Annotated in this window: 22 protein-coding genes and 1 pseudogene; 16 read left to right on the top strand and 7 right to left on the bottom strand. The window is 65.0% G+C overall.

Translation table 11 applies throughout. The annotated features are described in order from the left end of the window. Positions 1–250: 250 nt before the first annotated feature. The 6 genes from CUJ90_RS29870 (at position 251) to pdeR (ending at position 10,524) form a co-directional block, all read left to right on the top strand. Complete coding sequence (locus CUJ90_RS29870) at positions 251–778, top strand: PRC-barrel domain-containing protein (protein ID WP_073429971.1); 528 nt, start codon at positions 251–253, stop codon at positions 776–778. A 178-nt stretch (positions 779–956) separates the two neighbouring features. Continuing rightward, positions 957–1,367 carry a DUF3175 domain-containing protein gene (locus CUJ90_RS29865; RefSeq protein WP_073429972.1) on the top strand — a complete coding sequence of 137 codons (411 nt, stop codon included), beginning with the start codon at positions 957–959 and terminating at the stop codon, positions 1,365–1,367. Between the two features lie 156 nt (positions 1,368–1,523). Continuing rightward, positions 1,524–2,843 (top strand): cation:proton antiporter, encoded by a 1,320-nt coding sequence (locus tag CUJ90_RS29860; RefSeq protein WP_073429973.1) that lies wholly within the window; start codon positions 1,524–1,526, stop codon positions 2,841–2,843. Between the two features lie 87 nt (positions 2,844–2,930). Then, positions 2,931–3,509 (top strand): FUSC family protein, encoded by a 579-nt coding sequence (locus tag CUJ90_RS29855; RefSeq protein WP_073429974.1) that lies wholly within the window; start codon positions 2,931–2,933, stop codon positions 3,507–3,509. 127 nt (positions 3,510–3,636) lie between these two features. Beyond that, positions 3,637–8,310: a DEAD/DEAH box helicase gene (locus CUJ90_RS29850; RefSeq protein WP_244220075.1), complete on the top strand. Its 4,674-nt coding sequence runs from the start codon at positions 3,637–3,639 to the stop codon at positions 8,308–8,310. A 210-nt stretch (positions 8,311–8,520) separates the two neighbouring features. Then, the gene (pdeR, locus tag CUJ90_RS29845; protein WP_073429976.1) at positions 8,521–10,524 is read left to right on the top strand and encodes a cyclic di-GMP phosphodiesterase; all 2,004 of its coding nucleotides are present in this window, start codon (positions 8,521–8,523) and stop codon (positions 10,522–10,524) included. A gap of 54 nt (positions 10,525–10,578) precedes the next feature. Here pdeR and CUJ90_RS29840 read toward each other — a convergent pair whose 3' ends face one another. The 3 genes from CUJ90_RS29840 to CUJ90_RS29830 all read right to left on the bottom strand — a co-directional run bounded on the left by CUJ90_RS29840 (position 10,579) and on the right by CUJ90_RS29830 (position 14,523). Continuing rightward, positions 10,579–11,463 carry a crotonase/enoyl-CoA hydratase family protein gene (locus CUJ90_RS29840; RefSeq protein WP_073429977.1) on the bottom strand — a complete coding sequence of 295 codons (885 nt, stop codon included), beginning with the start codon at positions 11,461–11,463 and terminating at the stop codon, positions 10,579–10,581. 419 nt (positions 11,464–11,882) lie between these two features. Continuing rightward, entirely contained in the window at positions 11,883–12,986 is a 1,104-nt protein-coding gene (locus tag CUJ90_RS29835) for a malate/lactate/ureidoglycolate dehydrogenase (protein ID WP_073429978.1), read from the bottom strand. Between the two features lie 73 nt (positions 12,987–13,059). After that, positions 13,060–14,523 (bottom strand): M20 family metallopeptidase, encoded by a 1,464-nt coding sequence (locus tag CUJ90_RS29830; RefSeq protein ID WP_114164495.1) that lies wholly within the window; start codon positions 14,521–14,523, stop codon positions 13,060–13,062. A gap of 192 nt (positions 14,524–14,715) precedes the next feature. On the opposite strand from CUJ90_RS29830, the gene CUJ90_RS29825 reads away from it, so the two are divergent. Next, a complete protein-coding gene (locus CUJ90_RS29825; RefSeq protein WP_073429980.1) occupies positions 14,716–15,027 on the top strand; it encodes a superinfection immunity protein in 312 nt (103 codons plus the stop codon). Between the two features lie 73 nt (positions 15,028–15,100). Here the strand turns inward: CUJ90_RS29825 and CUJ90_RS29820 are convergent, their stop codons facing one another. The 4 genes and pseudogenes from CUJ90_RS29820 to CUJ90_RS29805 form a co-directional block, all read right to left on the bottom strand. Next, the gene (locus tag CUJ90_RS29820; protein WP_073429981.1) at positions 15,101–15,373 is read right to left on the bottom strand and encodes a YodC family protein; all 273 of its coding nucleotides are present in this window, start codon (positions 15,371–15,373) and stop codon (positions 15,101–15,103) included. Positions 15,374–15,856: 483 nt separating this feature from the next. After that, on the bottom strand, positions 15,857–16,057 hold the full coding sequence (locus tag CUJ90_RS29815; RefSeq protein ID WP_073429982.1) for a hypothetical protein: 201 nt from the start codon (positions 16,055–16,057) through the stop codon (positions 15,857–15,859). After that, a pseudogene (locus CUJ90_RS33520) lies at positions 16,047–16,253 on the bottom strand (TetR/AcrR family transcriptional regulator); the annotation flags it as partial. The gene CUJ90_RS29815 and the pseudogene CUJ90_RS33520, both read right to left, overlap by 11 nt. A gap of 71 nt (positions 16,254–16,324) precedes the next feature. Further along, positions 16,325–16,807 carry a cupin domain-containing protein gene (locus CUJ90_RS29805; RefSeq protein ID WP_073429983.1) on the bottom strand — a complete coding sequence of 161 codons (483 nt, stop codon included), beginning with the start codon at positions 16,805–16,807 and terminating at the stop codon, positions 16,325–16,327. Between the two features lie 556 nt (positions 16,808–17,363). Between CUJ90_RS29805 and CUJ90_RS29800 the strand changes: the two genes are divergently transcribed. The 9 genes from CUJ90_RS29800 (at position 17,364) to CUJ90_RS29760 (ending at position 25,726) form a co-directional block, all read left to right on the top strand. Then, positions 17,364–18,197 carry a HalD/BesD family halogenase gene (locus CUJ90_RS29800; RefSeq protein WP_143031984.1) on the top strand — a complete coding sequence of 278 codons (834 nt, stop codon included), beginning with the start codon at positions 17,364–17,366 and terminating at the stop codon, positions 18,195–18,197. 43 nt (positions 18,198–18,240) lie between these two features. Then, the gene (locus CUJ90_RS29795) at positions 18,241–18,762 is read left to right on the top strand and encodes a GNAT family N-acetyltransferase (protein WP_159442575.1); all 522 of its coding nucleotides are present in this window, start codon (positions 18,241–18,243) and stop codon (positions 18,760–18,762) included. 14 nt (positions 18,763–18,776) lie between these two features. After that, positions 18,777–20,036, top strand: coding sequence for a nucleotidyl transferase family protein (locus tag CUJ90_RS29790; RefSeq protein ID WP_193615296.1), 1,260 nt, complete (start codon positions 18,777–18,779; stop codon positions 20,034–20,036). A gap of 3 nt (positions 20,037–20,039) precedes the next feature. Then, positions 20,040–21,227 carry an NAD(P)-binding domain-containing protein gene (locus CUJ90_RS29785; RefSeq protein ID WP_073429985.1) on the top strand — a complete coding sequence of 396 codons (1,188 nt, stop codon included), beginning with the start codon at positions 20,040–20,042 and terminating at the stop codon, positions 21,225–21,227. 94 nt (positions 21,228–21,321) lie between these two features. Further along, positions 21,322–22,341: an AAA family ATPase gene (locus tag CUJ90_RS29780; RefSeq protein ID WP_073429986.1), complete on the top strand. Its 1,020-nt coding sequence runs from the start codon at positions 21,322–21,324 to the stop codon at positions 22,339–22,341. A 28-nt stretch (positions 22,342–22,369) separates the two neighbouring features. Then, on the top strand, positions 22,370–23,239 hold the full coding sequence (locus CUJ90_RS29775; protein ID WP_073429987.1) for a DUF58 domain-containing protein: 870 nt from the start codon (positions 22,370–22,372) through the stop codon (positions 23,237–23,239). Next, entirely contained in the window at positions 23,236–24,177 is a 942-nt protein-coding gene (locus CUJ90_RS29770; protein WP_152035388.1) for a calcium incorporation protein MxaA, read from the top strand. Before CUJ90_RS29775 ends, CUJ90_RS29770 begins: the two co-directional genes overlap by 4 nt. After that, on the top strand, positions 24,174–25,172 hold the full coding sequence (locus tag CUJ90_RS29765) for a vWA domain-containing protein (protein WP_073429988.1): 999 nt from the start codon (positions 24,174–24,176) through the stop codon (positions 25,170–25,172). The genes CUJ90_RS29770 and CUJ90_RS29765 overlap by 4 nt, the downstream gene beginning before the upstream one ends. Beyond that, a complete protein-coding gene (locus CUJ90_RS29760) occupies positions 25,169–25,726 on the top strand; it encodes a hypothetical protein (RefSeq protein WP_073429989.1) in 558 nt (185 codons plus the stop codon). The genes CUJ90_RS29765 and CUJ90_RS29760 overlap by 4 nt, the downstream gene beginning before the upstream one ends. The last annotated feature ends 8 nt before the right edge of the window (positions 25,727–25,734 follow it).

Genomic DNA, 25,734 nt, shown 5'->3' with positions numbered 1-25,734 from the left:
CGTTTCACCGCAATGAACCACGCAATGAAGCCTTGCGGTAGCGGTGCAATCATCAGTTCAGTCCGTCCATTCCGACGAAATAATTGCAAACGCGTCAGCATGCTTTACGCGTTCGCCCTGCCTGGATTTCAGACGTTCTCATACGCGGCGCAACTCACTTTCGTCATGGGCGGCCGTGGGACAAGCCGCCTGGAAGGAACGCGCGTTGCTGGGTCCCGCATACATCATCAACCCTTAGAGGAGGCTCATCATGGTCCATCAAACACAGACGCAAGGCGGCGCAGGGCAAAGCCAGGGCGCGCGTATCGTCGGCAAGGGCGCCGCGACCGCGGAAGGTCCGGGCCCCGACGTGATGGCGGCGGATACCCTCGACGACAACACCGTGCTCAGCAGCGACGGCGAGGACATCGGCAACATCAAGGACATCATGCTCGACGTGCGCTCGGGCCGCATCGCCTACGCGGTGATGTCGAGCGGCGGTTTCCTCGGCATCGGCGACAAGCTGCTGGCGATTCCCTGGAGCGCGTTGACGCTCGACACGGACCAGAAATGCTTCGTGCTCAACATGACGGCTGAACGCGTGAAGACCGCACCGGGCTTCGACAAGGATCACTGGCCCTCGATGGCGGATCAGAGCTGGGCCACGAGCGTGCACCAGTACTACGGCACCGAACCTTATTGGGGCCGCGACCGGTTCACGCGACGCGACGACGTGGGCGTCGGCGACATTCCTCCCGGAGCGTCGGATGCGCCGGAGGCCGGCGGGGTGAAGCTGTAACCCGCACGCCAATCGCGGACGGGTGCGACGAAAGTCGAGTTTCGGCACCCGTCCGCTTTTCATGCGCCGGCTCGCCGCCTGGGCGGCAGCCGGCGCATTTCACTTCGCCTTAGCGAATCGCCGCATCGGCGATCGACGGTAGACGAGCGCGAAGCCAGCCTGACAAGGAGGCGAAATCATGGCCACCCGGAAAGCCACCGGCAAATCGAAACGCCCGGTTGCGCGCGGCAAGTCAGGACGACCGCCACGCCAACGCCATGCGCATGCGCACGCGGCGCATCGCGCCAAAACAGCCAACGGAGGCGGCGCGAAGAGTCCGCGCAAGTGGTCGCATCACGTGATGGAAACCAGCGACGCGATGGACCTCGAACACAATATTTTCAAAACCGGCAATGCCCAGGAGATTGCGCAATCGCTCAAGCAGTCGTCGACGAAAAGCCGCCGTCGCAAGGGCACGCCGTTCCAGTCGGCGATGTCGATGCTGAACTTCTATATCAATCGCGCGGGCAGGAATTTGCCCAAGACGCGCCGCAGTACCTTGCAACAGGCGAAGCGCAAGTTGCGCGAGGCGTTCGGACGCGCGCCTTGATGCGGCTTGATGCGGCTTGATGCGGTTTAATGCGCAGCGAGTGCGACGCGTGTCCTGAAGAATGCCCCGACGCGCGCTGGCGCGGCGCGTTTTCCGCGCGCGTCTTTCAATCGGCCAGGCATGCGTCATCCGCACGCCGGCTCTCACCGGATCCTCATGCACGAAACGTTGTGGTTTCTCATCGTCGGCGCGGTGCTCGTCTTCATGGGCGTGGCGGCGACGACACTGCGGCGCCTGCCCGTCAGCGCCGCCATGTTCTACCTCGCGATCGGCTACGCGCTCGCATCGCCCGGCCTCGGCCTGTTGCACCTCGATATGGTGGCCGACGCGCATCTGCTGCGCACGATCACCGAAGTCGCGCTGCTGGTGTCGCTGTTCGCCATCGGCCTGCGCTTGCGCCTGGGCGTGCTGGAAAAACTCTGGACCGTGCCGCTGCGCCTCGGCTTCCTCGCGATGCTCGCCACCATTCCGCTGCTGACGCTCTTCGGCGTGTACGTCCTGCAACTCGGTTGGGGCCCCTCGCTGCTGCTCGCGGCGATCCTCGCGCCGACCGATCCCGTGCTCGCACACGACGTGCAGGTGCGCGACCCCGGCGATCACGACCTGCTGCGTTTCGCGCTCTCCGGCGAAGGCGGCCTCAACGACGGCATCGCGCTGCCCTTCGCGCTGCTCGGCCTCGCTCTATGCGCGGCGCCAGGCGCCGATGCGTCCGAGGTGCTGAACCTCGAACTCGCGGGCCGCATCGCATGGGGCGTGGCGGGCGCGATCGCGATCGGCGCCCTGCTCGGCTGGGCCACGACGCACGCGGTCGCCTGGCTGCGCACGCGCCATGCGCAGGCGCTCGGTCTCGAAGGCTTTTTCGCGCTCGGTCTGATCGAGCTTTCGTTCGGTACGGCACAACTCGCGCATACCTATGGCTTTCTGGCCGTGTTCGCGGCAGGCGTCGCGATGCGCCGCGTCGAGCATCGCGCGAGCGGCGCGGTCTCGCCTCGCCGGGCGATCGGCACTGTGGATTCCGAGGACGTCGACGCAACCGCGGCCAACCCGAGCAAGGCGCACGCGTATATGGCGGAGTCGGTGCTCGGCTTCACGATCGAACTCGAACGCATCGCCGAAGTCGCGGTCATGGCGATGGTCGGCAACGTGCTCGCCACGCTGCAAGCGCCGCTCGTCACGTGGCGGACGGTGGCGCTCGGCGCCGCGCTGTTTCTGCTCGTGCGGCCGGTAGCGGTGGAGCTGTCGCTGATCGGATCGAGCGCGACGCCCGCGCAGCGGCGTTTGATGAGCTGGTTCGGCATACGCGGCATCGGCTCGTTCTACTACCTCGCGTATGCGCTCGAACACGGCGCGGCGGCGGACGTCGTTCCGCTGGCGCCGCTCACGTTGTCGGTGGTCGCCGCTTCGGTGGTGATTCACGGCGTCTCCGCCACGCCGCTGATGAACTGGTATCACCGGCTGCGCAGCGGGGACGGTTAGGGGGACAGTGAGCGGCGACAGTGAGCGGGCGCGCAGTCACTAGAATACGGAACCTTCCCGCTGCGATCACGCGTCCCGACCCATCCGATGAGCTCAACCGACAAGCCCACACGCGGCGCGCGCGCGTCCGAGGCCAACTCGCTGTTTGCGTTTCTGAAGTCGCTGCCGCTCAACGAGCGGCTGACCGAAGGCTGCGTGATGGCCGTGCAAGCCGTTGCGGGCGCCAGTCTCGCCTTCGCGATCGGCCGCGCGCTGCACACCGAACAGGCTTTCTGGGCCGCGATCACCGCGATCGCGGTCAGCCAGCATAGTTATATCGACACCCGCAAGCTGTCGCGCGATCAGTTCATCGGCGCGATGGCGGGCGGTGTATGCGGGCTGCTCGGCGCCGCGCTGGGCGGCGGTCATTTCGCGGCCTATGCGGCCACCGTGGCGGTGGCGATCGTGATTTGCTGGGTCGTCAACGTGGGCAGCGCGGCGCGTCTGGGCGGCATCACCGCGACCATCATGCTGCTGGTGCCGGGCATCGGTCCCGCGTGGGACATCGCGCTGCTGCGCCTCGGCGAAGTGACGCTCGGCACCGTCTGCGCGCTGCTGGTGGCCTGGCTGATGTCGTCGATCGAGCAGCGCTGGTTCGGCGGAACGGGCAAGCAAACTGAGCCCTGATTACGCTTGCGCCGGTGCGCTCTCGGCAAAGCCCGCAAAACCTGCGAGACTCGGTTCTGGATCTCGCACTACGCCGTTTTTTCGCGGCTCTCTGGATATGGCACGTCGCGCCCCCAACTACGCAGGCATGACTTCGGCTTCGACCTCCGCCGCCGCCTTGCGCGCGGCTTCCGCGGGACCCGCGACCGCGGGCCCTGCCCAGGCTGACGCGGTGGATTCCCCCATCAGCGCCGCCACGGCCCGCGCGCTCGACGACTTCCATCCCGCGGTCGCCGGCTGGTTTCTGAACACGTTCCCCGGCCCCACCGACGCGCAGGCCGCCGCCTGGCCGCAGATTCGCCGAGGCCGCTCGACGCTGGTCGCCGCGCCGACCGGTTCCGGCAAGACCCTCACCGCGTTCCTCTCGGCGCTCGACGATCTCGTCCATCAGGGTCTCGCCAACGGCGGCGCGTTGCCGGACGAAACGCTGGTGGTCTACGTGTCGCCGCTCAAGGCGCTCTCGAACGACATTCGCCTCAATCTGCAAATGCCGTTGCAAGGCATCGCCGCGGAACTCGACGCGCGCGGCCTGCCGCCGCTGGACATCCGCACCGCCGTGCGCACCGGCGACACCACGCAGCAGGAACGCAGCGCGCTCAGAAAGCGCGCGCCGCATATTCTCGTCACCACGCCCGAATCGCTCTACGTGCTGCTCGGTTCGGACTCGGGCCGCCGCATGCTGTCGACGGTGCGCACCGTGATCGTCGATGAAATTCATGCGCTGGCCGGCAGCAAGCGCGGCAGCCATCTCGCGCTCAGTCTCGAACGGCTCGACGCGCTGTGCGCGCGGCGCCTGCCGCGCATCGGCCTGTCGGCCACGCAAAAACCCGTGAGCGCGGTGGCGCGCTTTCTGGTGGGCGGCGCGAGCATCGACAGCGGGCTGCCCGCCGACTGCGCGATCGTCGACGTGGGCCATATTCGCGCGCGCGACCTCGCGCTGGACATTCCCCCGGTGCCGCTCGAAGCGGTCATGCCGAACGAAGTCTGGGAGCGCGTCTACGACCGCCTCGCCGAACTCGTCGCGATGCACCGCACCACGCTGATTTTCGTCAACACGCGCCGCATGGCCGAGCGCGCCGCGCGTCATCTGACCGAGCGGCTCGGCAAGGAAGCGGTGGCCGCGCATCACGGAAGCCTCGCCAGGGAACATCGTTTCGATGCCGAGCAGCGCCTGAAACGCGGCGAGTTGCGCGTGCTGATCGCCACGGCTTCGCTGGAACTCGGCATCGATATCGGCGACGTCGATCTGGTCTGCCAGATGGGTTCGCCGCGCGCGATCGCGCCGTTCCTGCAACGCGTCGGTCGGTCGGGGCATCACGTGGGCGGCATGCCGAAGGGGCGGCTTTTTCCGGTTTCGCGCGACGATCTGATCGAATGCGCGGCGCTGCTCGATTGCGTGCGGCGCGGCGAACTCGACGCGCTGCGGATTCCGCGCGCGCCGCTCGACGTGCTCGCGCAACAGATCGTCGCGGAAGTGTCGAGCGCCGAGTGGAACGAGGATGCGCTGTTCGAGATGATGCGGCGCGCCGCGCCCTACGCGGAGCTGGAGCGCGAGCAATACGACGCGGTGCTGCGCATGCTCGTCGAAGGCTATACGAGCCGCAACGGCCCGCGCGGCGCGTACATCCATCGCGACGTCGTGAGCGGCACCTTGCGCGGCCGGCGCGGCGGCAAGCTGGTCGCGGTGACCTCGGGCGGCACGATTCCCGAGAACGCCGACTATGCGGTCGTGCTCGAACCGCAGGCGATCAATATCGGCACCGTCAACGAGGATTTCGCGGTCGAAAGTCTTGCCGGCGACGTGTTTCAACTCGGCAATGCGTCATACCGGATTCTGCGGATCGAGAGCGGCCGCGTGCGAGTCGAGGACGCGCAGGGCCAGCCGCCGAACATTCCGTTCTGGCTGGGCGAGGCGCCGGGGCGCAGCGATGAACTCTCGCTCGGCGTGGCGCGCTTGCGCGAGCAGATCGGGCGCTGGCTCGATGGAGAGGAGGAGCCCGCGACGGTTTCGCACGGCGAGCCGTCGTCGACGCGCCGGAACGCGAAGCGGCCGGCGTTGTCGGCGACGGCGAAAACGCGCGCAAAGGCGGCCTCGGCTGTTGTCGAAACGCGGGATGGGGGATCGGCGGAATCGGCATCGTCGGCGGCAATCGCCGCCGACGCGCCGCCCGCCGCAACTGCCGCAATTGCCGCAACCGACCCAACGATGACCGCCCGCATCGAACGCGCGATCGACTGGCTCGTCGATTCGCTCGGCCTCGACGAAGCCGCCGCGCGCCAGATCGTCGACTATCTCGCGCGGGCGCGCGCCGCGCTCGGCGTGCTGCCGACGCAAGACACGCTCGTCATGGAGCGCTTCTTCGACGAATCCGGCGGCACGCAGCTCGTGATCCACTCCCCGTTCGGCAGCCGCGTGAACCGCGCGTGGGGTCTCGCGCTGAGGAAGCGGTTTTGCCGCAACTTCAACTTCGAATTGCAAGCCGCCGCGACCGAAGACGCGATCGTGCTCTCGCTCACCGGCAGCCATTCGTTCGTGCTCGACGAAGTGTGGCGCTATCTGCATTCGAACAGCGCCGAGCATCTGCTGATCCAGGCGCTGCTCGACGCGCCGCTGTTCGGCGTGCGCTGGCGCTGGAACGCGACCATCGCGCTCGGCTTGCCGCGTTACACCGGCGGCCGCAAAACCGCGCCGCAATTGCAGCGCATGCGCAGCGAGGACCTGCTCGCGAGCGTGTTCCCCGAGCAGGCCGCGTGTCTGGAGAACATCGTCGGCGAGCGCGAACTGCCGCGTCATCCGCTGGTGGATCAGACCGTCGACGACTGTCTGCACGACGCCATGGACAGCGAACACTGGATCGCGCTGCTGCGCCGTATCGAACAGGGCGACGTGCGGCTCGTCGCCCGCGATCTGCCGGCGCCCTCGCCGCTGGCCGCCGAAATCCTCACCGCCAAGCCGTACGCCTATCTCGACGACGCGCCGATCGAGGAGCGCCGCACGCAAGCCGTGCTGAACCGCCGCTGGACCGATCCCGCCAGTGCCGACGACCTCGGCGCGCTCGACGCCGCCGCGATCGACAGCGTGCGCGACGAAGCCTGGCCGCAGGCGCGCAACGCCGACGAGATGCACGAAGCGCTGACGGGCCTCGCCTGCATCACCGAGGCCGAAGCGCATCGCAACGAAGGGTGGCCGGCTTGGCTCGCGTCGCTGGCCGAATCCGGCCGCGCCACGCGCCTGAACATCGCCGGCACGCACACGACGCTATGGCTGAGCGCCGAGCGCCTGACCTGCTTCGAAGCGCTCTATCCCGACGCCGCGTTCGCGCCGCCGCTCACCGCGCCGAAGGGCTACGCCGACGCATGGAACGCCGACGACGCCCTGCTCGACGTGTTACGCGCGCGGCTCACCGGCTTCGGCCCGCTGCCGGTGAACACCATCGCGCAGGCGCTGGGGTTGCCCGCGGCATCGGTCGAACGGACCTTGACGCGTCTCGAAGCGGAAGGCTACGTGATGCGCGGCCGCTTCACGCCCCGGGCGACGGAAGAAGAATGGTGCGAGCGTCACCTGCTCGCGCGGATTCACCGCTACACCGTCAAACGCTTGCGGCGCGAGATCGAACCGGTGGAACGGCACGACTTCATGCGCTTCCTGTTCGAATGGCAGCACTTGACGCCGGACACGCGCAGCGAGGGACGCGACGCGCTCGCCGCGGTGCTCGAACAACTGGAAGGCTTCCAGGCCGCGGCGGGCGCATGGGAAGAAGACATCCTGCCCGCGCGCGTGAAGGCCTACTCCAGTACTTCGCTTGACGAACTATGCCGCGCCGGCAAGATCGTCTGGACCCGGCTCACCGAGCGCGCGCGCAGCGCCGCCGGACCCGTGCGCGGCACGCCGATCGTGCTGCTGCCGCGAGCGCACATCCGCGTGTGGAGCGCGCTGATCGACCCGTCGAGGCAACCGGAGTTATCGGCGCGCGCGCAAAGCGTGTACGACGCGCTGTCGCAACACGGCGCGATGTTCTTCGACGAACTGCTGAGTGAAGTTCGCGTCCTGCGTATGGAACTGGAAAACGCGCTGGGCGAACTCGTGGCCGCCGGCCTCGTGAATTCCGACAGTTTCGCGGGCTTGCGCGCGTTGCTGAAGCCGGTCGCCAAACGCAACGCTTTTTCCGGCAGCCGGCGCGCGCGCGCGAGCGCGCTCATCGGCGGCATGGACGACGCGGGACGCTGGGCGCTGCTCAGGCGCGGCAGCGCCGCCGCCGCGTCTGCGGAAAGCACGCCGGAGCGGCGCCGGCAGTTGCCGCCGGAAGTACTCGAACACGTCGCGATGACGTTGCTGCGCCGCTATGGCGTGGTGTTCTGGCACCTGCTCGAACGCGAGGCGGAATGGCTGCCGCCGTGGCGCGATCTGCTGCGCGTTTTTCAACGGCTCGAAGCGCGCGGCGTGATTCGCGGCGGGCGCTTCGTGAACGGCCTCGCCGGCGAGCAATTCGCGCTGCCCGAGGCGATTCCCTTGCTGCGCGAGGTGCGGCGGCACGCGAACGACGGTGCGTTTGTCTGTGTCGCCGCGACCGATCCGCTGAATCTCACGGGAACGCTGCTGGTGGGCGAACGGGTGCCGGCGGTTACGGGAAATCGTATTTTGTATCGCGACGGTGTCGTTATCGGCACGCTCGTCGGCGGGGTTTTCTGGTTCGAAGCTTCGGTCGAGGCGCTTCCGGCGGAGCGCGAACGGGCGCGCGGGTGGCTGGCGCGCAGGTTTTAGGGTTTTTCCCGCGACGCCACGACGATTGCACCGGAATCGTGCCGTGAAGTGAGCCAAAGCGCGCGGCCGCGCAATCGTCAAATCTTTATAAGCCTGAATGCTGCCGCTTCGCTACAATGAGACCAGTCTCAATTAAGTATGATGAAGAGACTGTTTGCCGCCAACCGGCCTTGATCAACGGCCGCCGGCATACACCGCCCGGGGATTCTCATGAACGACGACCAACACGACCAGGTGCTATTCGCCCAGTTCGGTACGAGCAGTCCTTGCTGGCGTCTGTCGAGCGACAGCAACGCACTGGAACTCGCGCCGGTCACCGGGGACGTGCCCGCCCATGTCGCCATTCCGCTGAATCCCCAGCAGGCTTCGCAAGTCCGCTGCCTCACCGGCGTCACTTCCCACCTCGTGCTCGACGTGCGTCTGTTCGGCGAGCCGCTGCGTCTGCATCTCGTCGGCAAGAAGCTCAATGGCAACACCTGGGCGGGCACGGCGTCGGCTTACGACGACACCGAATCGGTCGCGCGCGATCTGGTGCACGGTCTTTCGTTCGCCGAACAGGTCGTTTCCGAAGTCAATTCCGTCGTGGTGATCGTCGACCGGCATGGGCGCATTCAGCGCTTTAACCGGCTCGCCGAGGAACTCACCGGCGTGAAGGAAGAGAACATCGTCGGCCGCAACGTGTGGGCGCTTTTCATGTCCACCGAAGACGGCGCGGCGTCGAGCCAGAACATCGCCGGCTTTTTCAATCGCGGCGTGTCCTACGAAGTGGAGCGGCGCGTCAAGACGGTGCGCGGCGAGCGGCTCTTTCTGTTTCGCAACAAGTTCGTTCACAGCGGCAGCGGCGTGGACGAACAATTCCTGATCTGCTCGGGCACCGACATCACCGACGAACGGCTCGCCCAGGAACGGCTCATCGAACTGGCGAATACGGATTCGCTCACCGGCCTCGCCAACCGCAATGCGATCCAGGACAAGATCCGCGCCGCCATCGAGCAAGCGGCCCCCGGCGAGGCGGTCGGCGTGCTGTTTCTCGATCTCGACAACTTCAAGCGCGTCAACGATCACTACGGCCACGTGTTCGGCGACCAGTTGATCCGCGACGTGTCGGCGGCCATCAAGACCTGCCTGAACGAGGGCGACGCGCTCGCGCGCCTGGGCGGCGACGAGTTCATCGTGCTCGCCGCCAAGGGCACCGCGAACCTGCTCGAAGTCACCGCGCAGCGCATTCTCGAACGCCTGCGCACCGCGTTCAGTCTCGGACTCGTCGAGGTCTACACAGGCTGCTCGATCGGCATCGCGCGCTATCCGGAACACGGCGAGAGCCTCGAATCGTTGATTCGCGCGGCGGACACCGCCATGTACGTCGCCAAGGACGAAGGCAAGCGCACCTACCGCGTGTTTTCGCCGGTCATGAACCGCAAGGTGGCGGAGTACATGTGGCTCGACACCAATCTGCGGCGCGGCATCGAGGAAGGTCAACTGTCGCTGCACTACCAGCCCAAGCTGTCGCTCACCACCGGCGCGGTGCAGGGCGCCGAGGCGCTGGTGCGCTGGAATTCGCCGGAGCGCGGGCAGATCATGCCGGCCGAATTCATCCGTTACGCGGAAGAATCCGGTTTGATCGGCGTGCTGGGCCGCTGGGTCATGGAAACGGCCGCGAAACAGGCGGCCAAATGGAAAGCCGCCGGCTACAACCTGCGCATCGCGATCAACGTGTCGGCGCGGCAACTGGTCGATACGGCGGTGGTGCGGCATTTCAGCGAGGCGCTGCAGCACGCGAACCTCGACCCCTGCCTGATCGACCTGGAACTCACCGAGAGTTGCCTGATCGAGGACGAAGCGGCGGCCATCGATCTGATCACGCAGTTCCGGCAAATCGGCGCCCAGGTTCATCTGGACGACTTCGGCACCGGTTATTCCTCGCTGTCGCAACTGGGCCGCATTCCGCTCGACGTGATCAAGCTCGACCGCAGCTTCGTGCGCTCGATCAACGCCGACACCAAGGCGCAAGCGCTCGTGCGTTCGATGGTGGCCGTCGCGCAGGAACTGGATTTCAAGGTGGTCGCCGAAGGCATCGAGACGGAATCCGAGGAAACGTTCATGAAGGGCCTGGGCGTGGATTACGTGCAGGGCTTCCTGTATGGGCAGGCCATGCCCGCCGCCGAATTCGAGCGCTGGTTGCAGGACAGGCAGAAGCTCAGGCTGATCGCCTGAGCTTCCGCGCCGCGCCCCCTTGCGCGGCCCGCTGTCGCTACGACCGAACGCCGCTCACGCGAAACTGGCGGTGCTGGCCGTCTGCCGCAGATTCGCGCTGCGGCGGTTTTGCAGCATCACCAGCCGCTCCATGAAGGCGAGATCCTTCTCTTCGATCGTGAACGCGGCGTCCACCCAGTCCTCGGTAATTTCCATCAGTTCCGCGCGCGACAGTTGCAGCACGCGCTGACGTGCGCGCAGCATCGCGCGGATGCCGTTCATCTTCGGCTTGAGCGTATCGATGAACGTGCGCGTCGCCATATAAGCGTCGCCCGGCTCGAATAGCTGATCGACCAGCCCCTTGCCGAAGTGCCATTCCGCCGTATGCGATTCGCCCACGCCGATCAGCTCCTCCGCGAGCCGCATGCCGGCCTTGCGCGCCACCAGCGAATAGCCGCCCATGCCGGGGAACAGGTTGAAGGCGATTTCGGGAAAGCCCATGCGCGCGTCGTTCTGCGCGAGCAGGAAATGATGGGCGAGCGCCGCCTCGAATCCGCCGCCGAGCGCGGTGCCCTCCACCATCGCGATCGAGATCGCGCCGGTGTCGAAGCCGCGCGCCGCCGCGTGGACGCAATCCACGCAAGCCCGCGCGTACGAGAGCAGCGCCTGGCGCTTGCCGGAGCGGATTGTGTCGGCGAAGAAATCGAGGTCGCCGCCGACGTTGAACATGGTGGGAATCAGCGAGCCGGTAACCCAGAAGTCGATCGGCAAGCCCGAGTCTCGTGCTGCCTGCGCGAGTCCCAGAATATCGTGCACCAGATCGAGGTTGAAACAGGGGCGCGGCTGCGCCCGCAACATCATCCACATCACGTTACGGCCTTCTTCGTAATAAGCGGAGATTTGCGACAGATTGCCGGCTTCGAGGAACGGGCGGCAGGCGTGGTGGTTATGCAGATTCATTTTGAACGGTCCTTTAAAGTTAAAACAACGGCATTGCCATGCGAGCCTAAATCAGACCGGAATCGATTGGGAGCGGGGTAACCAACAGATGATTGCAAGCAGTGCCGCAAGCCGCGTCGGGCGGGGCTCTCAGCGCTGGCGGCAAGCTGGGCAAGCGATACGGGACGCAAACGCTTGCGCACCGGAGATGAGCGAAATTAGACGGTCAATAGGCGCATGACCGCAATCGGATTAGTGAACGCGCGTAAGCGGAATTTGTTGCCGATTCGAAAGAAAACGAAATACGCGCGGTTTAGGTAATGCAATCGAAAATAAAGCTTGTGGGGTTTAACTTTTATTTGTGGTCCAACAGACGGACTATTCGACCCCGATAAGCGGACGCGGGCGCTCCGCCGCGCCCGCGCTTGCCCCAGGCGGCGTTACCGCAAGCGCGCGGACCAGCCCTCGGCGTCCTGCTCGCTCATGCCGACGGTCAGCGCCGCCGCGCGAATCTGCGCCCACGTCGCGGGGTCCACCGGAATGCCTTCGGCCTCGCGTTGGGCGCGCATGATGCGCTCCGGTTCGCCCGGCTCGTAGAGACGATCGACGCCGGTCGCGAGCGGCGAAGCCTTCACCCAGTCGATGAATGCATCGGCCTCGGCTTGCGCATCGGGTGCGTCGAACGCGGCGGGATCGATGATCACCGACAGCATGCAGTTGATAATCGCGTTGGTCGTGCCGAGCGTTTCCGTGTGCGTGGTGAAGCCGCCCGAGACCGCGCCGCCGAAAATCTCGCACATCGCCGCGAGCCCGAATCCCTTGTGGCCGCCGAATGGCGTGAGCGAACCGAACGGCGCCTCGTGCATGACCTTGGGTTCGAGCGTCGGCCGGCCTTCGTGATCGATCAGCGCGCCGGGCGGCACCGCTTTGCCCTGGTTATAGGCGACCCGCGTCTTGCCGTACGCCACCGTGCTGGTCGCGAAGTCGAGCACGAGCGGCGGCTTGCCGGGCCGCGGATACGCCGCGCAAAACGGATTGGTGCCGATGCGGCGATCCGCGCCGCCGAACGGCGCGACGAGCGGATCGCCCGCCACGTTGACGAAGTGGAACGACACCAGCCCGGCGCGCGCGCATTGCTCGGCCCAGTGGCCGATGCGCCCGATGTGATGCGCGCCGCGCAAGCCGACCGCGCAGATGCCGAGGCGCCGTGCACGCGCGATGCCCTGCTCCATGGCCTCGAACGCCACCACCTGGCCGAAGCCCTTGCCGCCTTCGACCGTCAGCACGGCGCCCACGTCCTTCACCACCTCGGCATGCCGGTTCAGTTGCAGTTGCGCGTCGGCGAGCGACGCCACGTAACGCGGGATCATGCCCACGCCATGCGAGTCGTGGCCGGTCAGGTTCGCCGCCACCAGATGATCCGCGACCAGTTCCGCCTCGCGCGGCGCACTGCCCGCCCGCGCCCAGATCGCCTTCACGTAGGCGTGCAATTGATCGGCCGGAATCCGGGGCGTGGCAAGTCGGGCAGTCTGGTTTTCGTTCATTCAGATCGATGGCGTGAGTGGCAGGATCGAAACAAGGATCAAAGCGCGGATCGACAGGAACCCGCACGAGCGCTCAAGGCGCGGCGGCGATCACTTCGGCCACCGCGGCCGTGAGCTTCTTGCCGTACGGCACGTGCAAAAACTCGTTGGGCCCATGCGCGTTCGACTTCGGCCCGAGCACGCCGCACACCATGAACTGCGATTTCGGGAAGCCCGCCTTCAGCACGTTCATCAACGGAATCGTGCCGCCCTGACCCATATAGGCGACGTCCGCGCCGTAGTGTTCGCGCGACGCGTCATTCAACGCCGTGGCGAGCCACGGCGCGAGATCCGGCGCGCTCCAGCCGCTCGCCGCACCCGCGTCCGGTTTGAACGTCACCCGGGCGTTGTACGGCGGATCGAATTCGAGCAGCGCCTTCAACTCGGCGACGGCCTTGTCCGCTTCGATCAGCGGCGGCAGCCGCAGCGACAGCTTGAACGCCGTGCGCGGACGCAGCACGTTGCCCGCGTCCGCGAGCGCGGGCAAGCCGGCCGCACCGGTCACGGAGAGCGACGGACGCCACGTCGAATTGAGCAAGGCTTCTTGCGGATCGGTGGTGGTGGGCAGCACCTGGCGGCCGTCCTGGCCGCAGGCCCACGGCAGTTTTTTCCAGACGTCGTCGCCGAGAATCCGCGCGGTGGCTTCCGCTTCACGCAGACGGTCTGCCGGGATCGGGCAGTGAAAACCCTTCGGCAGCAGCGTGCCGTTGGCGGCATCCTCCAGCCGGTCGAACAGTTGCCGCATGACGCGGAAGCTCGACGGCGCGATGCCGCCGTAACCGCCCGAGTGAATGCCTTCGTCGAGCACCTGAACCTCGAGGTCGCCGGCGACGAGGCCGCGCAGCGAGGTGGTGAGCCACAGTTGATCGTAGTTACCCGCGCCCGAATCGAGACACACGACGAGCCCGACCTTGCCGAGCCGTTCGCGCAGCACGTCGACGTAGGGCAGCAGATCGTAGCTGCCGGACTCCTCGCAGGTTTCGATCAGGCCGACGCAGCGCGGCCGATCGACGCCTTGCGCGTCCAGCGCGGCGAGCGCGGTGAGGCTCGCGTAGATCGCGTAGCCGTCGTCGGCGCCGCCGCGGCCGTACAGCTTGTCGTTTTCGAGCTTGGGGGTCCACGGGCCGAGGTCGTTGCGCCAGCCGTCGAATTCAGGCTGCTTGTCGAGGTGGCCGTACAGCACGATGGTTTCCTCGCTGCCCGAACGCGTCGCGGCGGTCTCGAAGAAAATCACCGGCGTGCGGCCCGGCAGGCGGATCACTTCGAGCTTCAGGCCCTTCACCGGCTGCTGTTCGGCCCATTGCGCCGCGTCGGTGACCACGCGCTCCAGATAGCCGTGCTCGACCCACTTTGGGTCGAACGCCGGGCTCTTGGCCGGCACCGCGATGTAGTCCGTCAGCGCGGGCACGATCTCGTCGTTCCATTTGCGGTCGACGAATTCGCGTAGCGTGTCGGGGTTGATGCGCTGGGTCTGCTGGGTCGTATCGTCGGAGATCATGGTGGCGGTCCGTTGCGGTTCGTTTCGATGAAACGCCCATGATAGTCCCGATGCCAGGCAGGCTGCAGTCCCGCTGACTGAATGCCCGCGCCTGCCGCATGGCGAGCCGCGCCCTGGGGTTCGCATGAAGCTGCGTGAGTCGCGCAATCGCGCGACAATCAACGCATAGCTCGCCTATTGGGAGCCGGTTTCATGGACGGCAATCTATTGGTTCAGGCCATCGCGGCGGCGCTCGTTCTCGCGCTGTATTTTCTGCCGGCGATTCTGGCCGACCGGCGCAAGCGTCATGACGTGCTCACGCTCGCGCTCTTCAATGCGTGCCTCGGCTGGACGGGTTTCGGCTGGCTGCTCGCGCTCTACTGGTCGTTGCAACCCAACCCGCCGAAGAATCTCGCCGGACAGATCGTGGAGACGCGAAAGATCGTGCGGATGCGCGCGTTTTCATCGGCGCTTCTAATGCGCGTGCAACGACGCGCGACGGCGCGAGAGCGCTCGGAGAAGTAGATCAGAAGGAAGTAATCGGGCGCGCCGATCGGCCGATCGCGCGCCAGGCGAAAGCCGGAAAATATCCGGCCGATCAGGCGGCCCGGCCTACCCGGTTCCACATGACCGAGGCGGCGGGGATCGAGCGCGGCTCAGTGCGTACGCTCGCGGGCGAGAACATCTCGCGGCGCAGTTCGCCCTGTTCGTCGAACCACTCGCACATCAGCCATTCGCCGGGATTGAGCGCCACCGCACCCGCATAGGTGACCGTCATGCGCGGGCCGCCTTCCTTCAGCGTGACAACGTCGCCCACGTTAAAGCGTGCGGCTGCTGGAATCTGGAGTGCGTCAATGGTGGCGGTTGGCATATTTCAATCCCCTGGGAAACCGTCGAGCGGTATTAAGTCATTGCGCTGGGCTTTTCGACATTAAAGGTTGCTGATGGAAACTCTAAAAAGTTTGCCAAGATTAACAATCGAATTTAATCACCGCAAGTGCTTTTTAAGCACATCGTTTTCATCGGCAGTACAAGGAGTATCGCATGCGAAGGCTCGTCGGATGAAACGGGGAAAACCCTTCAATGCGCCACTGGGCGCGCTCTGTGCGGCACCGCACGGTCGCAGGATTTACTGCGGCCGTATGACGCCGCGAGTAAAAAATGCGATGCGTGTTTCGTCATATCAAAAGCATGATCGATCCGCGCCACGGGTTTATTCCCGTTCGCGGCGCAAAGCGCAATTACCTGTGAACGCCCCGATCACCGGTAAATGCGCCGTGGATAAATGCACTTTGTTTAAGACGCGTGATTATCCCGCACTGCACCGTTGAAAACGATTACGCATTCGGTATTTTTAAGCCGGGCGTGCGGCGCGGCGCAGTACAAATTGCGGATGAGCACCAGCAGCACGCTTGAACCGATGCCACGCCAGCATGAGCAACGCATTGATCGCGAGGCTGAGCTGGAACGCATGCGCGTAGGCATCCGCCGTCGCGCGGCCGTCGATCGCGCCGAAGAACGCGCCGCTGATCGCCGCGGTGCCGAACGCGGGCACGCAATGCCTCGTCGCCGGGTTGCATCTCCAGCGTGGTATTGGTAATGAAGCAACTGCGCTTGCCGGTCAGCGCGCACGCGAGCCGCGCGTAATGCAGCAAGGCGTTGCGTAGCGCCTCTTCCGGCGCGGTCGGCGGGTCGGGGCGCTCGGTGAGGCGCGCCACCCAGCCTTCGGCGTAGTGATCGAGCGCGGCCAGCGATGCGTCACTCACTGCAACACCGGTATCAGACGCCTCGATATCGGCCCAAATAATCGTCCGCGTAAGCCTCAGTCCGGCATCCCATCATGGTCCCCGAGGGGTCTGGTGGGCCAGTCCATCCAGCGGTCCGCGCGAGTCAGTTCGTGCGCCTCATTGAGCGGGTAGCGAATACGGTTGTCGTCGCGCGGACGTTCGCCGATCACCATCAGCCTGACTTCGTCCTTCGTATTGTTGATGAAGGTGTGGCAGATTCCAGTGCCTGCCGGAAACGCGACGGAATCGCCTTCGGCAATGCGGTGAAGCACGCCGTCGATCCACACATCGGGCTTGCCTTCGAGCACGTACACGAACTCCTGCTCGGTGCTTTCGGCGTGCGGATAGGAGGTCCGCCGTCCGGGCAGAAGCCTGACATGATGAATGCCGATACGCGTAATGCCGAGTGCGGCGGAAAGCGGCGCGTCCAGCGCCATTGGCTCGGTATCGCCGCGATAGGAGTGTGGATCCGGTTCTTCGAGTTCGGTCCAGTGTTTGATGAAATCGGGTCGGCTCATCGGTTGATCTCCTTCAGGACGAACGTCGATGATAGCGGCTCCCGGAAAGGACAAAATTAGTTCGCGGCGCGCGGCATTTTGAATGTGGGCAGCAACCGTGGCGAACGGCCATTTTGGCCGACTAGCGACAACGAAATGCGGTTAGCGTTTATCGATTCCACGCGACTATCAAGTGGGCGACTACCAAGTGGATCGTATATGCACAAAAGAAGTTCGACGCAACGCCGAAATCGCCAATTGCGCTGCAAAGCAATATTAAGCGTTCCATTATAGAGATCCAGTTTGTCACGGGCCTTTTCGCACACTGTGCGGTGTATTCGTGACACTTTGTGTTTCAGTGATTGGGAGTACGGTTATCGATGCGATCCTTGTCAGGTTCTCGTGCCGATCCGGAAACATTTGGCACCCGGTTTCACACCCTTTCTTAAAGCGTTCCGCTTTTGGCTCGTAAGTTGCTTATGCTTGGCCCCGAAAAGCGCCCTTCAGGCACCAGCTGGGTCTTGTCCGATGTCGCGACAGGAAATTTGCATATTCACTAATGACATGGAGCGAGTCCATGGACGCACCCGAAATTGACGGAGCACGTGACCATGGCGTACAGCAGCGCACAGCGGACAACTGGGCTGCCGACTTGTACAGTATCGTTATGCCGCAGCAATACGACTGGAACATACTCCAGCAAATGCGCGAGCAATTTATGCGATTTGGGTATATTCGGTTATTCGAATTTATCTCGCCTGCTGGGTTGAAGCTGATAAAGAACGAGCTTGATGAACTTGCTCAACTCGCGATACGCAAGAGTTTTGAAATGCCAGGCTATGCGACGCCGCGAAGTCTCTCGGCGCTCGGCGGATCGATTATCAAGGCTCATTCACCGTTTCTCTATAGCCTTTATCACCATTACGCATTGCGCAACTGCGTGGAAAATATCGTCGGCCGCACGGTCTATTCGTGCACGCATCCCGAAGAATTCATGGTCGCGAATTTTCTCCATCAACGCGGTGATACGCACGGCTGGCATCTGGACGACCCGCCCTATGCGCTCGTGATATTTGCCGAACTGCCTGGTGAAAATGGCGGCGGCGAGCTCGAGGTCGTGCCGAACTGGACCGACCTGTGCCGTCGCAAGCATCGCAGGCAGGACGAAGCGATCGGCGACCTTGTCGCGTGGGCGGAGGAAAACGGTCTCGTTGACCGCCATCGCCATCAGGCCGGCGACGCCTATCTGCTGCGCGCCGACATGAATCTGCATCGCGTCGCACCGCTCGTGCGCGCCGGCGAGCGGCGAGCCGTCGTCAACCTTGCGTTTCAATGCACCGCCGTCATGGAATACGGCTCGACAGCTGACATGCTGTATGGCACGGAGAGCGATCATGCAGCGCGCTCGTGACGATGACGGAGCCACCGGCCACATCCGCAATCTGGCGTCGAGAGTGGAAGCAGTGGCGGCATCGGCTTCGCACTCCGTCAACGCGCGCGCCGACGCAGTCGCGTGGCGCTGGTCCAGCTTCGAGCAACTGCCAGTCGCGCACCTCTACGCGGCGATCAGCCTGCGGGAAAGCATCTTTGTCGTCGAACAGAATGTGCCTTATCTCGACGCGGACGGACGCGACCCGCATTGCCGTCATTTAACCGGCTTCGTCGATGGCCGGCTCGTTGCGTACGCGCGCGTGTTGCCGAAGGATCTGTTCGAGCCGGGCTTTTTTAGCTTCGGCAGAGTCGTGGTACATCCGGAGCATCGTCATGCCGGTATCGGCCGCGAACTTGTCACGCTCGCGCTCGCACATCTTGATGAAGTTCGCGGCAATACCCCTGTCAAGATATCGTCGCAATTCTATCTGAGGGAGTTTTATCAGTCGTTCGGTTTCGCGCCGCAGGGCGAACCGTACATCGAAGACCGGATCCTGCACATTGGAATGGTTCGCGGGCACTCTTCTCCCGGAGGGCGTCCATGAAAACGGTGGCCGCTATGCTTGGTAGAGCGCGGCTGCGCGTCAGCTCGCGGGTCTATCCCTGGCTTGCCGCAGCCTGGCCCATCGCGATCGTCTGGTCGCGCGCGGCCGCGTCCGCCGAGGCCGCGCTAGCGGCAAGCTTCGGCCTTGCCGCTAGCGCGTCACTACTGCCGGCTGTTGCAGTCAAAATGATTCGCACCGAGGACGCTATCGGGTTACGTTTCGCGCGCGTCACGCCTGGCCGGCTCGCGAGGCTGGCGCTGCACGCGCCTGTCGTACTGGTCGTGGCGACCCTGGTTGGCACAGCGACGGGGCAGCGCTTACTCGACGCCATGACCTTCGTCATCGCGACCGCCGCTTCGGCGGCTCTGCAATCTCTTGCATTCCGGTTTGCGTACCACGGACGCGGCGAGCGGACGAGCAACCTCGTTCTTGCGCTTGCCGTGGCGGCATGGCTCGTCGCCAGCGTCGTCGTCGAACCGGCCGTGCGATATCTCGCGGTGACCGGTGCGGCCGTCTATTTAGCGGACCTGCTCGTCGGCGCGCTCGCCGATCTTCGTTCGTTCTGGTTTCCACGCGCAGGCGTCGGCGTGTTTTTCGGCTCGTTTAATCCCGTGCACAACTCGCATCTGCGGATGATCCGCGACGCACTGGACGGGCGTCGTTTGGACACGATCTATGTGCATTGCACGACCGTGCCGAAACTGCATCGGCAGGCGCTCGAACGCGGAGAGATAGCGATGTCGCGCGAGGCCGGCATGCGCATCTATTCGAAAACCTCGTCTGCGGATCCTGGCAAGAACTACTTTCCGACGGGCAATCGCTTTTACGATTACGAAGTCCGCAGGGAACTGCTCAGGGCGGCATGCGGCGATGCCGGCCTCGCGCAACGCGTCGAAGTGCTGGATCTGCCGGACATCTACGACAAGGAAGGTTTCGTCGGCGTGTTGCGCGAGGTCCGCAGACGGCATCGAGGTCAGCCGTTGCATGGCTTGCATGGCAGCGATACGGGCGGCATGTGGGTCAGGAACCTGTTCGACGATTGCGGCTGGGTCTTTCCGTGCGCAGTCGTGCGCACCGACGGCGTGTCGGCCACAGCGATTCGCAGCGGCGCGACGGGCCTGACCTCGGAAACAGTCGAGCGGTTTCTTGTCGCGACTGGCTCGGGACAGGACTTCGTGTTCGCATCCGGATATTGCTTCGAGCACGTCCGCAATCCGGATCGCGATGTCCGTGTGACAGGCGATTGTCCCGCCGCATCTACCACGATGGAGTGACGCATGCAAGCCAATGTTGATATCGCCATCGTAGGAGCCGGCCCGTTCGGGCTGTCGATCGCCGCTCACCTGCGCGGCAGCGGCAAGTCGTTGCGGATATTCGGCACGCCAATGCAGATCTGGCGCAGACACATGCCCAAGGGGATGATGCTCAAGTCCGCTGGTTTTTCGTCGACGATCTGCGATCCGGGCCGAACCTTCACGCTGCGCCACTACTGCGAACAACAGGGCATTCCATATCACGAAGTCGGACTACCAGTGCAATTAGATACGTTCTCGGCATATGGGCTGGCGTTCCAGCAACGTTTCGCGCCCGGTCTGGAAGATGTGCCGGTCGAAACGATCGACGCGTGCGCGGAGGGTTTTGCGCTGCAACTGGCGAACGGCGGCTCATTCAGCGCGCGCAAGGTCGTGCTGGCCGTAGGCATCGACCATTTCCGTCATATTCCCGATGTGCTCGCGCATCTGCCGTCCGAGCGCCTGTCACACAGCGGCGAGCATCGCGAACTGGAGCGGTTTCGCGGACAGCGCGTGCTCGTGCTTGGCGCGGGCGCGTCCGCATTCGATCTCGCGGTATTGCTAGAGGATGCCGGTGCGACGGTCCAGCTGATCGCGCGGCGTTCAGCCGTCAGATTCAACTACGACGAGCCGCTAAACCGTCCCTTGCTCAAGCGCGTTTCGATGCCGATGTCCGGCGTCGGTCCGGGCTGGAAGCAGCGTACTTGCACCGACATATGGCCGTGGCTATACCGCTATTTCCCTGACGAGCGCCGGCTGCGGACCGTGCGGGAATTTCTCGGCCCCTCGGTCGGATGGTTCATGCGCGAACGGGCGGAGGCCGTCTCCCAACTGCTTGGCTTTGAAATCGAAGCGGCTCGCGCTGACGGAAACCAGGTGGAGTTGGAATTGCGAGGCCAGGATGGCAAGCGCCGCGTCGTAAGCGGCGACCACCTGATCGCGGCGACCGGCTACCGCAGCGATGCGCGCCGCCTGCCGTTTCTCGCGCCACGGATCGTCGACCGGCTCGCATTAATTGGATCGACGCCTCGTCTCTCCGCGCATTTCGAATCGTCCGTGCGCGGTCTGTATTTCGTCGGGCCGGTGTCGGCGACCAGCTTCGGCCCGGTCATGCGCTTCGCCTTCGGCGCCGTCTTCACGTCGCCGAGAATTGCGCGGCATCTCGCCGCCTGATGCCCGCGCCGAGAGGTAGCGATAAACAGCAGGTATCAGATACACAACCAGCGTGCAGCAACCACTCAACCGACGTCCAGAACGGAGAAACCGGATGCTCTCTGAAGAAGCGTTGCAGGACTGGCGCAGCGACGCGCTGCAACTGGAAGCGGCCGTCGCGCAGGCGGTCATCGGGCAGCAGCAGGTGATACGCCTGATCACCGTCGCGTTGTTCGCGCGCGGACATGTGCTGCTCGAAGGCGACGTGGGCGTCGGCAAGACCACGCTGCTGCGTGCTTTTGCGCGGGCGATCGGCGGCGAGTTCGAACGCGTCGAGGGAACGATCGACCTGATGCCTGGCGATCTCGTCTACCACACCTACGTGGACGCCGAAGGCGCGCCGCGCATCGACCCCGGCCCGTTGCTGCGTCATGGCGAGCGGCTCACGACGTTCTTCTTCAACGAGATCAACCGCGCGCGGCCGCAGGTGCAATCGCTGCTGCTGCGCGCGATGGCCGAGCGGTCGGTATCCGCATTCAATCGCGAACATCACTTTCCGCACATGACGGTATTCGCCGATCGCAACAAGGTCGAAAAGGAGGAAACCTTCGAACTGGCGTCCGCCGCGCGCGACCGCTTCATGTTCGAACTGAACATGCCGACGCCCGCGGACCCCGCCATTCGCAGCCGGCTCGTTTTCGACCCGCTGTTTCACGACGTCGACACGGTGCTTGAACAGTTGCCCGCCGGCATGCTGTCGTGGCGTGAGCTGAATGCGGTGGCCGCGTCGATCCAGCGTCATGTGCGCGCAAGCGAGACGATCGAGCGATACGTGCTGCAACTCTGGGAGGCCACCGAAAAACCCGCGCAATACGACATCCGGCTCGGCGACGTCGATATCGACCGGCTGATACTCGCAGGCGCCAGTCCGCGCGGAATGAGCGCGCTGCTGCGCGCGGCGCGCGTGGTCGCGTGGCTGGCCGAACGCGCCTATCTGATTCCCGAGGACATCCATGCGGTGCTGCCGGCCGCGCTCGGCCATCGCGTGTTTTTTACACCGATCTACGAACTGCGCCGTGCGGAACTGGCCGACGCGTTGGTGCAGGCGATCATGCGCCGCGTCGCCGCGCCATGATGCCGATCGACACGGCGCGAGCGACGCGATGAGTGCGATCCACGAATTCCATTACCGGATGCCATCCCGGACAGGCGGATATCGCCCCGGCTCGCATCACGGTTCGAGCGTGGGCGGCGGCCAGGCTTTTGCCACGCACGCGCGGCTTTTCGACCATCCCGATCCGCGGCGTCTCGATCTGCGCGCGAGTCTGCGGCACGTTGGCCGCGACTGGCTGGTTCGGATGCAGCGGCAACGCACGGCCGTCACCGTGCATGCGGTCGTCGACGTATCGGCATCGATGTCGTTCGGTTCGCGCCGGGCGAAGCTCGAGGTCGTCGGCGACTTTGTCGATTCACTGGGACGCAGCGCGTTTCGGGTCGGCGATGCGGTCGGCCTGCTTGCGTTCGATACCGGTTTGCGCGACGACCTGATGTTGCCCGCGCGCCATCATCGCGGCGCCGGCGCCGCGATGCGTGCGATGCTGTCCGAAGGCGGCCGGCCGGCACTGCGCCGCGAGGGCGACGGCGCGACCGGTTTGCGTCGCGCGGCCGAAAGGCTCAGCGGACGCCAGGGACTCGTGTTTGTCGTATCGGATTTCCACTGGCCACTCGACACGCTGCGCGCATCGTTCGATCTATTGATGCCGGCCCTGCTGGTACCGATCGTCGTGTGGGATCCGTTCGAACTCGAAGCACCGCAAGAGAACGCGCTAATGATGATGCGCGACGCCGAATCGAACGGGCGGCGCACGTTATGGATGCGCCCGGCGCTACGTGCACAGTGGCGTAATGCGGTCGCACAGCGACGCGCGCGGATCGATGCGCTGTGCACCGCGCATGGCGTGCGGCCTTTTTACCTGACCGGTCCGTTCGATCCGCAGGCGCTGTCGCGTTACTTTCTGGAGTTGACGGCATGACGCGGCGAGTTTCCTTCTTGCGGCCACAGGTGGGCGACCGCGTGTCGCTGACGACGCGCGTCGCCGCGCTTCTCTGTATGTTCGCCTCAGCGTGCTTTTCATACGGCGCCCTTGCCCAGCAAAACGTAATCGCGGCAACAGCTCAGCCGCGCAGCTTCGGTTATCTGCTCGGCGATGTGATTTCGCAGCGTGTCCTGCTTCGCGCGAACGACCGTCCGTTTGAACCGGCGACACTGCCGCCGCTCGAACGCACCGGCGCGTGGCTCGAGCGGCGCGCGGCGAAGGTCGAAACGGATGCCGGCGGCGAGCGCTGGCTGGTGCTTGAGTATCAAGTCATCAACGCGCCGCAGACCCTCACCGCGATCACTCTGCCTGCCTTGATGCTGCGAGCCCCCGTCGCTTCGAGCCCGGCGTTGGCGGTCGCCGCGTGGCCGGTCAGCGTCGCGCCGCTGACGCCGCGCAGCGCGTTCGCGCAGGGTTCGCTGCAGGACATGCAGCCCGACCGTCAACCCTCACCGTTGCCGATCGCCCCGCTGCGCCAGCGCCTGATCGCGTCGCTGGCGGTGTTGGCTTTCGTTGCATGTGCGTGGCTTGGGTGGTGGCTGTGGCGCAATCGCCGCGATGCGGGCCGCTTGCCGTTCGCCCGCGCGTGCCGCGCGCTGGAGCGCCTCGACGCGGTGCAGGTCGACCGCGAACCCGACGCGTGGGTGTCCGTGCATCGCGCACTGAACGAGGCCGCCGGACAGGCGCTTCACGCAGGAACGTTGGGCGCGCTGTTCGTCCGCGCACCGTATTTGAGCCCATTGCGCGAGCGGCTCGAACGCTTCTACGCACAGTCGGCCGAGCGGTTCTTCGCAGTTTCGCCGACGCACGAGCCGTATCGGCTTCTCGAACTGGCCCGGGAGCTTCGGCTTGCCGAAAGGCGTCATCACCGATGACCGCCATGCTCGCATTTTCGTCGCCGTGGATGCTGGCGTTGCTGCCGCTCGCGCTGCTGCCGTTATGGCCCCGGCGCAGCGACACACTGATGTTTTCGCACGTCGACTGGCTGCCGCGCGACCGGCTCGGGCATGCCGCCGGCATCGCACTGAAGGCGATTGCGGTCGCGACGATGGCGCTGATCGTGATCGGACTTGCCGATCCACAGCGGCCGGAGCGGCAAGTGGCGCGGATTGCGCGCGGCGCGGAAATCGTCGTGCTGATGGACCGCAGTTCGAGCATGGACGCGATCATCCCGCCTGCCGGCGTCAAGGCCGCAGGTGCATTATCGGAAGGCATGTCGAAGAACCACGCCGCGCGTGAGGTGCTGACGAAGTTCATCGACAAACGCAACGACGACCGCGTTGCGTTCATGATGTTCGGCACGAGCCCATTGCTCGTCATGCCGCTCACTCGCGACAAACAGGCGATCGAGAGTGCGGTGGCGAGTACCGGCATCGGCCGGGGCATGCCGGATACGCGGCTCGACCGTGGGCTGCTGGCGGCCGTCGGTCAGTTCGACCAGCGCGATTACAACGGCAATCGCGTGATCGTGCTGGTCTCCGACGGCGGTGCGCGACTCGACGCCGCGATGCGCGAACGCATCGCGGCGAGTCTCACGCGCAATCGCATCACGCTTTATTTCATTTACATTCGCAGCAGCGCGAACAGCGCGGATCTGAATGCGATCAAGCCGGGCGACGAGTCGTCCGAGGAGGCCGCACTGCATCGGTACTTCCAGTCGCTGAAAACGCCGTACCGCCTCTATCAGACGGATGACTCCGGCGCGTTGGCGGCTGCGATGGCCGACATCGACGCGCAGCAGCACTTCCCCGTGTCGTATCTGGAGCGCGTGCCCGCTGGCAGTCATGGCTCGCTGTGCTTCGGGGTCGCGCTCGCGGGCTGTGCCTTGCTGGTCGGGTTGCGCTTCGCGGTATTGAGGAGCTGGTCATGAAGCGACGCACGGTTCATGCGGGCTTTGCGGCGCTTGCGCTGTGCTGCGCGGCGTTGGCCGGCTATCAGGGCTGGCGTCTCGTGGATGCGCTGCGCGGCAACGCGGCGGTGTTGCGCGCCGCGACGGCTGCGCGCAGCGTCACCGGCGCGGGAATCGACCGGACCGCGCGAGTGCGGCTCGCACAGGCCGTCGCGTTGTCGAAAACGGGAGAACACGATGCGGCGTCGAAGCTCTACAACGGTCTGATCGATCGCGCGCATCTCGACGAGACCGGGCGCACGGCGTTGTTCGATCTCGCCAACATGTACCTGCGTGAGGCGATCGCGGCGGGGACCGCGAACCCGCTCGCTTCCGCGCCGCTGATCGAACTCGCCAAGAACCGTTATCGCGAACTGCTGCGCGCCTATCCGGCGGACTGGGACGCGCGCTACAACCTCGAGCGCGCGCTCTGGCTGCAACCGGAGACCACCGAAGCGTTCGGCGACGGCCATGAGCCCCCGGCGTATCGGCGCGCGCTGACCGTGCCGGACGTCGTGTTGGGGGATCTGCCGTGAAAGACGCG

It is taken from the genome of Paraburkholderia terricola (genome assembly GCF_003330825.1).
GTDB classification, from domain to species: Bacteria; Pseudomonadota; Gammaproteobacteria; order Burkholderiales; family Burkholderiaceae; genus Paraburkholderia; species Paraburkholderia terricola.
The sequence above is the reverse complement of the archived record's forward strand: the minus strand, read 5'-3'. Positions and strand labels throughout refer to the sequence as shown.

Excerpts from the sequence above, each read along its gene's own strand:
- CUJ90_RS29870 (WP_073429971.1), top strand. The coding sequence starts at position 251 with ATGGTCCATCAAACACAGACGCAAGGCGGCGCAGGGCAAAGCCAGGGC.
- CUJ90_RS29865 (WP_073429972.1), top strand. The coding sequence starts at position 957 with ATGGCCACCCGGAAAGCCACCGGCAAATCGAAACGCCCGGTTGCGCGC.
- CUJ90_RS29860 (WP_073429973.1), top strand. The coding sequence starts at position 1,524 with ATGCACGAAACGTTGTGGTTTCTCATCGTCGGCGCGGTGCTCGTCTTC.
- CUJ90_RS29855 (WP_073429974.1), top strand. The coding sequence starts at position 2,931 with ATGAGCTCAACCGACAAGCCCACACGCGGCGCGCGCGCGTCCGAGGCC.
- CUJ90_RS29850 (WP_244220075.1), top strand. The coding sequence starts at position 3,637 with ATGACTTCGGCTTCGACCTCCGCCGCCGCCTTGCGCGCGGCTTCCGCG.
- pdeR (WP_073429976.1), top strand. The coding sequence starts at position 8,521 with ATGAACGACGACCAACACGACCAGGTGCTATTCGCCCAGTTCGGTACG.
- CUJ90_RS29840 (WP_073429977.1), bottom strand. The coding sequence starts at position 11,463 with ATGAATCTGCATAACCACCACGCCTGCCGCCCGTTCCTCGAAGCCGGC.
- CUJ90_RS29835 (WP_073429978.1), bottom strand. The coding sequence starts at position 12,986 with ATGAACGAAAACCAGACTGCCCGACTTGCCACGCCCCGGATTCCGGCC.
- CUJ90_RS29830 (WP_114164495.1), bottom strand. The coding sequence starts at position 14,523 with ATGATCTCCGACGATACGACCCAGCAGACCCAGCGCATCAACCCCGAC.
- CUJ90_RS29825 (WP_073429980.1), top strand. The coding sequence starts at position 14,716 with ATGGACGGCAATCTATTGGTTCAGGCCATCGCGGCGGCGCTCGTTCTC.
- CUJ90_RS29820 (WP_073429981.1), bottom strand. The coding sequence starts at position 15,373 with ATGCCAACCGCCACCATTGACGCACTCCAGATTCCAGCAGCCGCACGC.
- CUJ90_RS29805 (WP_073429983.1), bottom strand. The coding sequence starts at position 16,807 with ATGAGCCGACCCGATTTCATCAAACACTGGACCGAACTCGAAGAACCG.
- CUJ90_RS29800 (WP_143031984.1), top strand. The coding sequence starts at position 17,364 with ATGGACGCACCCGAAATTGACGGAGCACGTGACCATGGCGTACAGCAG.
- CUJ90_RS29790 (WP_193615296.1), top strand. The coding sequence starts at position 18,777 with ATGCTTGGTAGAGCGCGGCTGCGCGTCAGCTCGCGGGTCTATCCCTGG.
- CUJ90_RS29785 (WP_073429985.1), top strand. The coding sequence starts at position 20,040 with ATGCAAGCCAATGTTGATATCGCCATCGTAGGAGCCGGCCCGTTCGGG.
- CUJ90_RS29780 (WP_073429986.1), top strand. The coding sequence starts at position 21,322 with ATGCTCTCTGAAGAAGCGTTGCAGGACTGGCGCAGCGACGCGCTGCAA.
- CUJ90_RS29775 (WP_073429987.1), top strand. The coding sequence starts at position 22,370 with ATGAGTGCGATCCACGAATTCCATTACCGGATGCCATCCCGGACAGGC.
- CUJ90_RS29770 (WP_152035388.1), top strand. The coding sequence starts at position 23,236 with ATGACGCGGCGAGTTTCCTTCTTGCGGCCACAGGTGGGCGACCGCGTG.
- CUJ90_RS29765 (WP_073429988.1), top strand. The coding sequence starts at position 24,174 with ATGACCGCCATGCTCGCATTTTCGTCGCCGTGGATGCTGGCGTTGCTG.
- CUJ90_RS29760 (WP_073429989.1), top strand. The coding sequence starts at position 25,169 with ATGAAGCGACGCACGGTTCATGCGGGCTTTGCGGCGCTTGCGCTGTGC.